10 protein-coding genes and 1 other RNA gene are annotated in these 12,966 nt (G+C 69.1%); all 11 read right to left on the bottom strand.

All coding sequences use genetic code 11. The annotated features are described in order from the left end of the window. Positions 1 to 1,086 (bottom strand): phospho-N-acetylmuramoyl-pentapeptide-transferase, encoded by a 1,086-nt coding sequence (gene mraY / locus DM194_RS07690; protein WP_111066680.1) that lies wholly within the window; start codon positions 1,084 to 1,086, stop codon positions 1 to 3. A 9-nt stretch (positions 1,087 to 1,095) separates the two neighbouring features. Then, positions 1,096 to 2,595, bottom strand: a complete 1,500-nt coding sequence (locus tag DM194_RS07685; RefSeq protein WP_111066679.1) for a UDP-N-acetylmuramoylalanyl-D-glutamyl-2,6-diaminopimelate--D-alanyl-D-alanine ligase — start codon at positions 2,593 to 2,595, stop codon at positions 1,096 to 1,098. Beyond that, positions 2,592 to 4,067, bottom strand: a complete 1,476-nt coding sequence (locus DM194_RS07680; RefSeq protein WP_111066678.1) for a UDP-N-acetylmuramoyl-L-alanyl-D-glutamate--2,6-diaminopimelate ligase — start codon at positions 4,065 to 4,067, stop codon at positions 2,592 to 2,594. Before DM194_RS07680 ends, DM194_RS07685 begins: the two co-directional genes overlap by 4 nt. Next, the gene (locus DM194_RS07675) at positions 4,033 to 5,919 is read right to left on the bottom strand and encodes a peptidoglycan D,D-transpeptidase FtsI family protein (RefSeq protein ID WP_111066677.1); all 1,887 of its coding nucleotides are present in this window, start codon (positions 5,917 to 5,919) and stop codon (positions 4,033 to 4,035) included. Before DM194_RS07675 ends, DM194_RS07680 begins: the two co-directional genes overlap by 35 nt. Then, entirely contained in the window at positions 5,916 to 6,716 is an 801-nt protein-coding gene (ftsL, locus tag DM194_RS07670) for a cell division protein FtsL (protein ID WP_111066676.1), read from the bottom strand. The genes DM194_RS07675 and ftsL overlap by 4 nt, the downstream gene beginning before the upstream one ends. Then, complete coding sequence (gene rsmH, locus DM194_RS07665; protein WP_111066675.1) at positions 6,713 to 7,690, bottom strand: 16S rRNA (cytosine(1402)-N(4))-methyltransferase RsmH; 978 nt, start codon at positions 7,688 to 7,690, stop codon at positions 6,713 to 6,715. The genes ftsL and rsmH overlap by 4 nt, the downstream gene beginning before the upstream one ends. Then, positions 7,690 to 8,136 carry a division/cell wall cluster transcriptional repressor MraZ gene (locus tag DM194_RS07660; RefSeq protein WP_342792436.1) on the bottom strand — a complete coding sequence of 149 codons (447 nt, stop codon included), beginning with the start codon at positions 8,134 to 8,136 and terminating at the stop codon, positions 7,690 to 7,692. The genes rsmH and DM194_RS07660 overlap by 1 nt, the downstream gene beginning before the upstream one ends. Positions 8,137 to 8,985: 849 nt before the next feature. Next, positions 8,986 to 9,387: RNase P RNA component class A (rnpB, locus tag DM194_RS07655), an RNA gene on the bottom strand. Between the two features lie 86 nt (positions 9,388 to 9,473). Further along, on the bottom strand, positions 9,474 to 10,166 hold the full coding sequence (locus tag DM194_RS07650) for an N-acetylmuramoyl-L-alanine amidase (RefSeq protein WP_111066673.1): 693 nt from the start codon (positions 10,164 to 10,166) through the stop codon (positions 9,474 to 9,476). After that, on the bottom strand, positions 10,163 to 11,041 hold the full coding sequence (locus DM194_RS07645; protein ID WP_111066672.1) for a DMT family transporter: 879 nt from the start codon (positions 11,039 to 11,041) through the stop codon (positions 10,163 to 10,165). The genes DM194_RS07650 and DM194_RS07645 overlap by 4 nt, the downstream gene beginning before the upstream one ends. Beyond that, positions 11,038 to 12,870 (bottom strand): ATP-binding cassette domain-containing protein, encoded by a 1,833-nt coding sequence (locus DM194_RS07640; protein ID WP_111066671.1) that lies wholly within the window; start codon positions 12,868 to 12,870, stop codon positions 11,038 to 11,040. The genes DM194_RS07645 and DM194_RS07640 overlap by 4 nt, the downstream gene beginning before the upstream one ends. Positions 12,871 to 12,966: the final 96 nt, after the last annotated feature.

Below are 12,966 nucleotides of genomic sequence, written 5' to 3'. Positions count from 1 at the left end.
TCAGCGCAGCTTCAGCGTGGACAGTCCGATCAGCGCCAGAATCGAGGCGATGATCCAGAAGCGGATCACCACCGTCGGCTCGGCCCAGCCCTTCTTCTCGAAATGATGGTGCAGCGGCGCCATGCGGAACACGCGCTTGCCGGTCAGCTTGAAGGACGCGACCTGCACGATCACCGACACCGTCTCCAGCACGAACAGGCCGCCGATGATGGCAAGGACGATCTCGTGCTTCGTCACCACGCTGACGGCGCCCAGCGCGCCGCCCAGCGACAGCGACCCGGTGTCGCCCATGAAGACCATGGCCGGCGGGGCGTTGTACCAGAGGAAGCCCAGGCCGGCGCCGACCAGGGCGCCGCAGAAGACCGCCAGCTCGCCGGAACCCGGCACATGGTGGATCTGCAGGTAGTTGGCGAAGATCGCATTGCCCGACAGGTAGGAGATCAGGCCGAAGCAGCCGGCCGCGATCATCGTCGGCACGATGGCGAGCCCGTCCAGGCCGTCGGTCAGGTTCACCGAGTTCGACGCGCCGACCATGATGAAGGCGCCGAAGGGAATGAAGAACCAGGACAGCTGGATCAGGAAGTCCTTGACGAAGGGCACCGCGACGCCGCCCGACAGCGGCGGGGCCGACACCCACATGATCAGCGCCGAGGCGACCAGCCCGATGGCGATCTCCCAGCCCAGCCGGAAGCGGCCGGACAGCCCCTTGGTGTTGCGCTTGGTCAGCTTCAGGTAATCGTCGCCGAAGCCGATCAGGCCGTAGCCGATGGTCACCAGCAGGACGATCCAGATATAGGGGTTGGTCAGGTCGGCCCACAGCAGGGTGCTGACCGTCATGGCGATCAGGATCATCAGGCCGCCCATGGTGGGCGTGCCCTTCTTCTTGAAATGGCTCTCCGGGCCGTCGGCGCGGATGGGCTGTCCTTCGCCCTGCTTGCGCTTCAGCCAGGCGATCAGGCGCGGAAAGAACACGAAGCTGATGACCAGCGACGTGATGACGGCGCCGCCGGTACGGAAGGTCAGATAGCGGAACAGGTTGAACGGCGTGAAGACGTCTGCCAGTCCGAAGAGGAGATTATAAAGCATTTGGGTCCGTCAGCCTCGCGGGCCTTGCTGGCCTTGGGCGGCCGCCTGCGGCTGGTTGGTGGTTCGGGAGGCCGCTTTGTCCTCGCTTTCGCGCCCGCTGTCGAGTGCGGCGAGCGCATCGACGACCAGACCTGTGCGGCTGCCCAAAGACCCCTTGACCATGATAACGTCGCCGCCTTTCACGGCCGCGGTCACGATGGGCGCCAGGTCGACGCTGCTCTCGGTCCAGGCGCCGCGCATGGCTTCCGGCAGACGGTCGAACAGCGCCTTCATGTGCGGGCCGCAGGCATAGACGGTGTCGACATGCGCGGCGCGCAGGGGCTCGGCAAGCGCGATGTGCAGCGCGTCGGCGCGGCCGCCCAATTCGCGCATGTCGCCCAGCACCGCGATGCGGCGGCCGCCGGCGCCGGGATCGATCTTGCCCAGAACCTCCAGCGTCGCGGCCATCGCCGCCGGGCTGGCGTTGTAGCTCTCGTCGATCAGGGTGAAGGCGCCCTGGGGCAGCTTGATGCGCTTGCGGGTGCCGCGGCCCTTGACCGGCTGCAGGGTGGACATGGAACGGGCGGCTGCGGCGACGTCGGCGCCCAGCGCCTTGACCGCCAGCAGCACTGCGAGGCTGTTCATCACCCAATGCTTGCCGGGCAGCGACAGGCAATATTGCAGGCGCTCGCCGCGGATGACCGCGGTCACCGCGCTGCAGGTGGCGTGCAGCGAGCAGTCGACCAGGCGCGCGTCGGCCTCGGCATGGGCGCCGAAGCTCCAGATATGGGTCAGGTCCTGGCGGCGCGCGGCGGCGGCCAGCCGGGCATATTGCCCGTTGTCGCGGTTCAGCACGGCGACGCCGTCCGCGCCCAGCCCCTCGAAGATCTCGGCCTTGGCGTCGGCGATGGCCTCGACGCCGGAGAAGAACTCCAGATGCGCCGCCTCCACCGTGGTGACGATGGCGACGTCGGGCTTCACCTGCCGCGACAGCGGGCCGAGCTCGCCGGCATGGTTCATCCCCAGCTCGAACACGCCATAGGCGCTGGCTTCGGGCAGGCGGGCGAGCGACAGCGGCACGCCCCAATGGTTGTTCAGGCTGCCTTCGGTGGCGTAGGTCGGCCCCTGCGCCAACAGGACGTGGCGCAGCGTCTCCTTGGTGCCGGTCTTGCCGACGGAGCCGGTGACGCCGACGAAACGCGCGCCGCAGCGTGCCCGTGCCGCCGCCCCCAGCGCCGCCATCGCCTCCAGCGTGTCGACCGATGCGATCAGCAGCGGCCTGTCGGCGGGAAGCCCGTCCGGGACATGGTCGACCAGCGCCGCCGCGGCCCCGGCGGTCAGAGCGGCGCCGACGAAGGCATGCCCGTCGAAATTCGGCCCGCGAATGGCGACGAACAGGTCGCCCGGGGCCACCTTGCGGCTGTCGATGGTGACGCCGGTGGCGGTCCAGGCGGCAGGACCGGCCAGACGCCCGCCGGTGGCGGCCGCCGCGTCCGCGGCAGTCCAGAGGACCGTCTTGTCGTCACTCATGCTCCAACCTCCGCTACGGCCTTCCGGGCCTCGTCCGCATCGTCGAACGGACGCACCTCGGTGCCGATCGTTTGTCCCTGCTCGTGGCCCTTGCCGGCGATGACCAGGACGTCGCCGGGCTGAAGCTGCCGCACCGCGGTGCGGATCGCCTCGGCCCGGTCGCCGATCTCCTCCAGCTTTCCGGCCAGTTCCCCGGTGGCGGCGGCCAGCACCTGCCCCCGCACGAAGGCGGGATCCTCGGTGCGGGGGTTGTCGTCGGTGACGATGGCGCGGTCGGCCAGCCTGGCCGCCAGAGCCCCCATCACCGGCCGCTTGCTGCGGTCGCGGTCGCCGCCGCAGCCGAACACCGTCACCAGATGGCGCGCGGCATGCGGCTTCAGCGCCCGCAGCACCGTTTCCAGGGCGTCGGGCGTGTGGGCGTAATCGACGTAGACCGTCGCCCCGTTGGGGTGGGTCGCGACATGCTGCAGCCGGCCCGGCACGCCTTCCAGCGCGGGAAGGGTGGCGAGCGCCCGTTCGGCGTCGCCGCCCGAGCCGATGACCAGACCCAGCGCGCAGAGCACGTTCCAGGCCTGGAAGCGACCCGCCAGCGGCAGGTCCACCGTCACGTCGCGGCCGAGCACGGACAGGGCGAGGCGTTGGCCATGGGCCAGCGGCTCCACCCCGGTCACCCGAAGCTCGGACCCGGCCACACCATAGGACAGGACGCGCTGGCCGCGGTGGTCACAAATGGTGGCAATATGTTGAAATTCCGGAGAGTCGGCGTTCAGCACCGCGACGCCGCCCGCCGGCAGGATCCGGTTGAACAGCATCGCCTTGGCGTCGCGATACGCCTCCATCGTGCCGTGATAGTCCAGGTGGTCCAGTGTCAGGTTGGTGAAGCCGGCGGCCTTGATCGCCACGCCGTCCAGCCGGAACTGCTCCAGCCCGTGGCTCGACGCCTCCATCGCCAGATGGTCGATGCCGGCGTCCTTGGCGGCGGCGAGGTCGCGGTGGAGCGACACCGGGTCGGGCGTGGTCATCCCGCCATAGCCGTGCAGGCCGGGGCCGAGCAGCCCAAGCGTGCCCAGGCTGGCGGCGGGCAGGCCGAGCCGCGTCCAGATCTGGGCGGCGAACTGCACGGTGGAGGTCTTGCCGTTGGTGCCGGTCACCGCCACCACCGTCTCCGGCTGGCGCCCGCCGTGGAAGGCGGCGGCCATGCGCGCGAAGGCGAGGCGGGGCTGGGAATCGGTCAGCAGGACGGCGGCGGCGCCGGGCGGAAGTTCGGTGCCCTCGGGCGCCAGCACCGCGACCGCGCCCTTGGCGAGCGCGTCGGCGATGTAGGCGCGGCCATCGGCCTTCACGCCGGGCAGGGCGGCAAAGACGAAGCCGGGCCTGACCGCGCGGCTGTCGGCGGTCAGCCCGGCGATGTCGGGGTCGGCCGCACCGGCAGCGGCGTCAGCGGGGCTTGGTCTGAGTTGGGAAAGACGCAACGGTGCTTCCCTTCGGCGGGGGTGGTGCGGAGACGGGGGGCAGGTGCTGTTGCCAGTTGGTGGAGCCGGCGGCGTTCAGGTAGGTGGCGTTGAGGATCTCGGGCGAGTCCTCGTCCACCACCGGAACGTTCAGCAGCGGGCCGATCTGCCTGATGATGCGGCCGGCAGCCGGAGCGGCGACCCAGCCGCCGGTGGCGTAGCCGAAGGTCTTGGCCGTCGCCTTGGGCTCGTCGACAAGAACATAGACGACATAGCGCGGGTCGTTCATCGGGAAGGCCCCCAGGAACGACGACATGCGCGAGTTCTTCTGGTAATGCCGGCCCTTCTGCTTGTCGGCCGTTCCGGTCTTGCCGCCGACGACATAGCCCTTTACAGCGGCCGACTTCGCGGTTCCCTCGGTGACCACGAAGCGGAGCATGCGCCGCATCAGGTCGGAGGTATGGGGCGACAGGACCTGCTCGGTCGGGATTTCGGCGTCCGAACTGCGCTTCAGCAGCGTCGGCTTGTGGAAGTAGCCGCCGTTGACGACGGCCGCGGAGGCGGCCACCGTGTGCATCGGGCTGACCGAGAGGCCGTGGCCGAAGGAGATGGTGAAGCTGTTGACCTCGCGCCACGGGTTGGGCACCAGCGGCCAGCCGTTCTCCGGAAGCTCCAGCCCGGTGGGCTTGGTGAAGCCCATCTTGGTCATGAAGGACTTCTGCGCCGCGACGCCCACCTGCTGGACCATGCGCACGGAGCCGAGGTTGGAGGAGTGCTGGAACACTTCCGCCACCGTCAGGGCGCGATTCTTGCCGTGGTAGTCGTTGATGGTGAAGCGGCCGACCTTGATCGGATTCTTGGCGTCGAACACGTCCGACGGACGGATCCTGCCGGTGTCGAACGCCAACGCCGAGTTGAAAATCTTGAAGGTCGAACCCATTTCGTACACGCCGAGCGTCGCCCGGTTGAACAGCGTGTCGGGATCGCGGCCGGTCGGATCCTGCGGGTCGAAATCGGGCAGCGAAACCATGGCCAGGACTTCGCCGCTGCGCACGTCGAAGACGATGCCGGTGGCGCCGATGGCGCTGAATTCCTGCACCGTCGCCACCAGCTCCTTCTTCAGGACGTGCTGCAACCTCAAGTCGAGTGACAGCTGCAGCGGCGTGCCGGGATCCTCGGTCAGGCGCTTGTTGAAGCCCTGCTCCATGCCGGCAAGGCCGTTGTTGTCGATCCCGGTGAAGCCGACCACATGCGAGGTCAGCGGGCCGGCCGGGTAGAAGCGGCGCTCCTCCCGCTCGAAGGCGACGCCGGGAATGCCCAGACGGTGGACGGCGGCCTGCTCCCTCGGCGTCAGGTTGCGCTTCAGCCAGACGAAGCGACGGTCACCGCTCAGCTTGGTCACCAGATCCTTGTAGTCCAGTTCCGGCAGGACGCTGACCAGCTTCCGCGCGGCCTCTTCCGGGTGTGAGATCAGCTTGGGATCGGCGAACAGAGACTGGGTGACCAGCGAGGTCGCCAGCAGGTTGCCGTGGCGGTCGATGATGTCGGCCCGGTTGGTGGTGGTGTTGTCCACCGCCAGCGCCACATGCTGGCGCGGCTCGCCGCCGCCGCCGAACAGGGTCGCCATCGCCAGCTTGACGCTGATCGCGGTGAAGACCGTCGTGACCACGGCAGCCGTCACCAGCAGGCGGTAACGGCTCTGCTCCAGAGCGACCGCCAGCGACGTCTGCGGCTTGGCGTAGGGCTGCTGGGGCTGCTGCTGATAGGGCGAGGGCGCCGGTGGCGGGACATAGGTGCTGCCCGGGCTGCCGGGCACGCCGCCACCGCCGGGCTGGCCGTAGCCGGCCGGGCCGCCGTGGTCGTAACCGTTCATCGATTGGCCCCCAGCCGTGCGACGAGCAGGCCCAGGCTGTCGGTCGGCTTGGGCTGGTAGGGCTGCTGGGCAGCCGCCGCCTTGGGCGCGGGAGCGGGAGGCGCGGCGGGCGGCATCGGCCGGGTCGCCACCTCGGTCGTCCGGTTGGGCGCGGTCGGGGCGTTCGGAGCGAGCTTGCCGGCGGCACGGTCGGCCCCGGCCTTTTCAGGGGTCTTCTCCGCCGGGGCGCGGGCCGCACCCGGCACCAGGGCGGAGGGCTTGACGCGCGGAGCCGGATTGGCAAGGCCGCCGCCGGACGGCAGGGAAGCCGGCACGACGACCGCCGCACGTTCCAGCGCCTTGTCCATCGGCAGCGGCTTGGCGGCCGCCGGCACGCTGGCCGGAACGATTCCGGCGGCCGTGGTGTTGGGAAGGGCAGGGACGCGGGCGGAAGCGACCTGGGAGGTGCCGGGCGCGCGGACCATCGGCGGCAGCGGAGCGGCGCCGGGCTGGCCGGGGGCGGAAGGCGGAACGGCATCGGCCGGGCGCATGGGGATCAGGTCCAACGCCACATACTGGCGCGGCTCCGTCGGCTGCAGCGCCAGATAGGACTGGGCCATCTGCTCCAGCTTGGACGGATCGTTCAGGTAGCTCCACTCGGCCTTCAGGACCTGGATGGACTCCTGCTCGTGGATGATCTTGCGATTCAGCCCGGCAAGCTTCTCCTCCAGATCCTGGACGTCGTAGCTGGTCTGGAACAGCACGCCACCGGCGACCGCGATCAGGCCACCCCAGAACAGCCAGGTCTTGCCTTTCATGCTGCCTCCTTGCCGGGCGCCGGGAACGCGGGCGCCTCGGTACGTTCAGCCGCGCGCAGCCGGGCGGACCGGGCGCGGGGATTGTTGCGGGCTTCTGCCTCGCTCGGGTCCACGGGCTTCCGGGAGAGCAGGCGGAAGGATGGGTGATGCGCCGCGACCGCGGTCACGGGCGTATGGCGGGACGGGGAGGGCGGCGGCGAGGACCGTTCCCGCAGGAACGCCTTGACCTCGCGGTCCTCCAGGGAATGGAAGGAGACGACGGCCAGACGCCCGCCGGGCGCCAGCAGCGATTCGGCGGCGGACAGGCCGCGCCGCAGTTCGCCCAGCTCGTCGTTCACATGGATGCGCAGCGCCTGGAAGCTGCGGGTGGCGGGGTCGATCCCGTCGCCCTTTCCCTTCGGCACCACGGAGCGGATGATTTCCGCCAGCCGCGCCGTGCGTTCGATCGGCGCCTCGCGGCGGGCGGCGACGATGGCGCGGGCGACGCGGCGCGCCATCCGCTCCTCGCCGAGGTGATAGATGATGTCGGCCAGTTCCGCCTCGTCGGCGGTGTTGACCACATCGGCGGCGGTCGGCCCATCCCGTCCCATCCGCATGTCGAGCGGGCCGTCGAAGCGGAAGGAGAACCCGCGTTCCGGCTCGTCGATCTGGGGGGAGGAGACGCCGACGTCGAGCGCCACGCCGTCCACGGTCGTGACGCCATGGTCCGCCAGCAGCCTGTCCATGTCGCCGAAGCGGCCTTCGATCACCTCCAGCCGGCCCGGGAACTCCTGGGCCAGCGCGCGGCCGCGCTCGATCGCGGCGGGGTCGCGATCGATGCCGATCACGCGGCAGGACGCCGACCGCAGCAGGGCGCGGCTGTAGCCGCCGGCGCCGAAGGTGCCGTCGACATAGAGGCCGCCGTCGCGCGGGGCGAGTGCCGCGATCACTTCGTCCAGCAGGACGGGGATGTGGATGGGGGTGTTTCCGGTCATCAGGCGCCCTCCCCGCTCCGGCCGGCGGCACCGCGGGAGGCCTTGGCGACGATCTGGCTGAGGGAGATGTCCTTGCGCACGACCTGCTCGCGAAGTGCGGCCTCGTGGGCCTTCAGTGAATCGGGTTCCCAGATCTGGAAGGTCTTGCGGCGGCCGATGAAGGCGGCTTCCTCGGTGATGCCGGCGAACTCCGCCAGCTCCTTGGGCAGGACGATGCGGCCTTCGGCGTCGGAGGAGACGGGGATCAGCTTTCCGAAGATGAAGGTCTCGATCATGTCGCGCTCGTCGGCATCGAGGTCGGGGGATTCGAGGCTTTCGGAGAGGACGTCGAGATAGTCCTGGTCGGCGCCTTCCAGCGCCTGGTGGTTCAGCGAGGGCCAGAGATAGACGGTGGTGGGAGCCGACGTCTTGGCAAGCGACTGCCGGAACTGTGCCGGGATGGACACACGCCCTTTCCTGTCAACTTTGTTGACGTATGTGGACAGGAAAACGGCCATAGGCCCGGCGATCCCCCCTGCTATCCCCCACGCGCGGTCGGGTGCTCCGCGCTAGCCCCGCTTGGCCCATTCAGCTCCAGCCCCCCGGTGTTAACCAGAATGGGTTAAAGCCCCCCTTAAATGGGCGTTCTTGGGATAGCATGGGACGGCATGGGCGTCAACGGCCCCCCGAGTATTCAGACGGGGGTGTCAAGACTTTCGGGCCAAGCTGTGTCATCCGCGCAAGTTGGCGCACGAATTTCCAGAATCATCGCAGTATTTCGCTGGACTCTGCCGATGTGGATAAAGTTATCCACACATGTTCCGCAAATGTTCCCAAAGTTTAATAAAATGTGCCTGGTCCATGGTCTATCGCATCGTCGAATCGACCCCCTCCGACGGCATAGGACCTTGGGTGGGAAAGTCCGGTCCGGCATGGGACGGCATGGGAAATCGCCCCACAGTTATCCACCGGCTGTGGATTAGTCTGGGGAAAATGTGGATGGAGCCGTGCACATCCTGGGGATGGCTGCGGGAAAGCCCGGCAAACTGCGGGATGCGGGAGAGCAAGGGCGGGCCCCGCCCTGTGGATGACGACGGAGAGCGCCCATGCCGTCCCATGCCGAACCATCCGATCGGGCGGCATGGGGGCAAAAGAGTGCCACCATGGGGCGGTATGGGAAAATCGCCGCCGGCGGGCGGAATGGGACTACTTCCGCCACGAGGCGCCATGAGTGGTCCGCCGCCGGCAGGCGGCATGGGATCATGCGCCCCGGCCGGCTGCCCGGACTGGGATGGAATGGGCAAAGATTTGGGGAAAGCGCCAGATGGCCTGTAAGCCGGGTTCTGTATCCCGCCCCGAAGGGCAGGCGATGGCCATTCGTCTGGGACGCCGGTTGCCCGGACGCCTCGCGCGACCAACCCGAGCGGCGGCGCGGAAACGCGCTTGACCCACGCCCGTCCCATTGCGGGGACGGTGGTCGGGCCGCTCCTATTCGGTCTTGCTCCCGGTGGGGTTTACCGTGCCGTCCCCGTTGCCGGGTCCGCGGTGCGCTCTTACCGCACCCTTTCACCCTTACCTGCGTCGAAACGCCGGCGGTTTGCTTTCTGTGGCACTGTCCCTAGGGTCGCCCCCGCCGGTCGTTAACCGGCACCGTGTTTCCGTGGAGCCCGGACTTTCCTCCCCCGGTCGAAACCGAAGGCGGCCATCCGGCCATCTGGCGCGGTCGTTCATATAGGGAACCGGCCGGGGGGGCAAATCCCAAATCAAGCGGCGCTTCAATCGGCTAAAGAAATCGCGCGTGCCATCACCGGCCGGTCAGCCGCAGCAGCGCGCGCAGGCGCCGCACCGTCTCGGCATTCGCGGCGCCGCTCAGGCAGTCGGGGTGGAAATGGCGCTGGAAGGCCAGCAGCGCCAGCGGTTCGGCCGGGTCGTAGCCATAGCGTTCCAGCAGCGTGGCGACCTCCGCATCGGTGAAGGGGCCGTCGTCGGCCTGGGACGGCGTGGGCCAGAGCCCGATGCCCTGGGCGGCAAGGCCCGGCCAGTCGAACAGCTCGCCCGGATCCTCCTTGCGGGCGGGCGCCACGTCGCTGTGGCCCAGCACGTCGGCGGGGGCGATGGCATGGCGCTCCACGATGCCGCGGCAAAGCTCGGCCACCGCCGCCATCTGCACCGGCGGGAAGGGGCGGTAGCCGAACTCGTGGCCGGGGTTGACGATCTCGACGCCGATGGAGCGGCTGTTCACGTCCTCCGCCCCGCGCCAGCTCGACCGGCCGGCATGCCAGGCCCGCCGGTCCTCGTCGACATGGGCGTAGATGGTGCCGTCCTCGTCCACCGTGTAATGGGCGCTGACCTGGGCCGCCGGGTCGCGGAGACGGTCCAGCGCATGGGCGGCGGTCGGCATGCCGGTGTAGTGCAGGATCAACAGCTCCACCCGCGCGCCATCGGCCCGGGGGCCGTGGTTGGGAGAGGGGAGGTCGATCCGGCGGAAGGCGTTCATGTTGGATTCGTGACCGTTTCGTTGACCGCCTTCGGCCCGCGCCGGACGATCACCGCGACTCCGCCGATGGTCAGCAGCCCGCCGAAGGCGAGGTTGATCGTCAGCGGATCGCCCATCAGCAGCGCACCCGATGCGACGCCGAAGATCGGTACCGTCAGCAGGTAGGGCATGGTCTGATTGACGGAGTAGCGGCCGAGCAGCGGATACCACAGCCCATAGGCGATGATGGTGACGGCGACCGCCATGTAGACGATCGACGCCCAGCCCACCCAGGTGGAGTTGGCGAGCGCCTCCATCTGTCCTTGCTCCAGCAACAGCGACAGGACCAGCAGCTGCGGCATGGCGAACAGCGCCATCCAGCCGTTGACGGCGAAGCCGTTCACCGCGCCGATCAGCTTCATCTGCACGCTCGCCACGGCAAAGGCGAAGCTCGCCGCCAGGATCAGCAGCAGCGAATAGAGCGAATCGCCCAGCCGCGGCTCGCCCGCGATCACCGCCACACCGGCGAAGGCGGCGGCCATGCCGATGCCGCGGCGCCAGCCCAGCTTGTCCTTGAACACCACCGCCGCCAGCAGGGAGGAAAACGGCACCTGCGCCTGCGCCGCCAGCGAGGCGGTGGCGGCGTCGATGCCCTGAAGCCCTGTGAACATCATCGGGAAATGGATGCTGCCGAGCGTCACCGACAGCAGCGCGATCTTCCACAGCTTGTCCCGCGGCACGCGGAAGAAGGGGATGATCAGCACCGCCACCAGGGCGAAGCGCACGAACATCACGAAGAGCGGCGGGAATTCGGCCAGCGCCCATTTCGCCACGACGAAGTTCAGCCCCCACAGCGCCATCACCACCAGCGCCTGGAGCGTATGGGCCAAGCTCATGCCCGCCCGCCTTCCAACTCTTCCCGCATCGCTTCCAGTTCCAGCCAGCGTTCCTCCGCCGCGGCGAGGTCGGCCTGCTTGGCGTGCAGCTGCTCGCTGGACTTCTGGAACTTGGCGGGATCGCGGGTGAACAGGTCGGGATCGGCCAGCGCCTTCTCCAGCTTGGCGATTTCCGTCCCCAGCCCGTCCATGCGGGCCGGCAGTTCGTCCAGTTCGCGCTGGTCCTTGTAGCTCAGCTTGCCGCGCGGCTTGGGCGCGGCGGCCGGCGTCGCGGCGGCCGCCTTCGGCTTGGCGGCGGCGGGGGCGGGGGCCGCCTTGGCCGGGCGCTGCAGCAGGTAGTCGGAATAGCCGCCGGCATATTCGGTGGCGGTGCCGTCACCCTCCAGCGCGATGGTGGCGGTCACCAGCCGGTCGAGGAAGTCGCGGTCGTGGCTGACCAGCAGCAGCGTGCCCTGATAGTCGCCCAGCACGTCCTCCAGCAGGTCCAGCGTATCCATGTCGAGGTCGTTGGTCGGCTCGTCGAGGATCATCATGTTGCTGGGCTTGGCGAACAGCCGGGCCAGCAGAAGCCGGTTGCGCTCGCCGCCCGACAGCGCCTTCACCGGGCTGTCCAGCTGCCGGGTATCGAACAGGAAATCCTTGATGTAGCCGGCGACATGGCGCGACACGCCGTTGACCATCACCGCGTCGCCGCCGAAGGGGCACAGCACCTTGCGGATGGTGTCCTCAGGATCCAGCCCCTCGCGCCGCTGGTCGAAATAGGCGGTGTCCAGGTTGGTCCCCAGCTTCACCGTGCCCTCGTCGGGCGCCAGCTGGCCGGTCAGCATCTTCAGCAGGGTGGATTTGCCGGCGCCGTTCGGCCCGATCAGCCCCACCCGGTCGCCGCGCAGGATGCGGGTGGAGAAGTTCTTCACGATGGTCTTGCGGCCCTCGGGGGTGTCGAAGCCCTTGGAGATGCCGGTCGCCTCGATCACCAGCCGGCCGCCGCGCTCCGCCTCGGCGATGGCGAGCTTGGCCTGCTGTCCGCCCTTGATCTGCTCCGCGCGCCCGGCGCGCAGGTCGAGAAGGTTGCGCACGCGCCCCATGTTGCGGGTGCGCCGGGCGGAGATGCCCTCGCGCAGCCACTTCATCTCGCTTTCGATCTTGCGGTCCAGCTTGTGGGCCGCGGCCTCCTCCGCTTCGAACACCTCGGCCTGCCAGGTCTCGAACTCGGCGAAGCCGCGGTCGGTGGCGCGCACCGTGCCGCGGTCGAGCCACAGCGTGCGCTTGGCCAGCCGGTTCAGGAAGGCGCGGTCATGGCTGATCAGCAGCAGCCCGCCGCGGAAGGACAGCAGTTCCTCCTCCAGCCACTCGATGGTGGGGAGGTCGAGATGGTTGGTCGGCTCGTCCAGCAGCATGACGTCGGGGTTGCCGACCAGCGTGCGGGCCAGCGCGGCGCGGCGCGACTCGCCGCCCGACAGGGTGCGGGGGTCGAGGCTGCCGTCCACCTGCAGCTTGTCCAGCACGGCGTCGACCCGGTGGGCCTCGTCCTGCTCGTCGGCGGGCAGGCCCTGCACGACATAATCGTGGACGGTGGCGCAGCCGGTGAAGTCCGGTTCCTGCGGCAGATAGGCGATGCGGGCGCCGGGCTGGACGAAGACGGTGCCGCCGTCGGGGTGGATCATCCCGGCCAGCACCTTCATCAGCGTCGACTTGCCCGACCCGTTGCGTCCGACCAGGCAGGCGCGGTCGCCGCGGGCGATGGACAGGTCGATGCCGTCGAACAGCGGACGGCCGCCGAAGGTGACGGAGACGCCCTGGAGCGCCGTGATGGGTGCGGGAGGAGCCATGGACCGTTCGTGTGCCGGAAAATCGAGGGAATGGGATGGGTTATAGCGCGCCGCCCCCATCCGCCGCGACCGGGAAAAACGGTTGGGCGGGTTGCG

Source organism: Azospirillum ramasamyi (genome assembly GCF_003233655.1).
Classification (GTDB): Bacteria; Pseudomonadota; Alphaproteobacteria; order Azospirillales; family Azospirillaceae; genus Azospirillum; species Azospirillum ramasamyi.
This window is presented reverse-complemented; position numbering and strand designations above follow the sequence as displayed.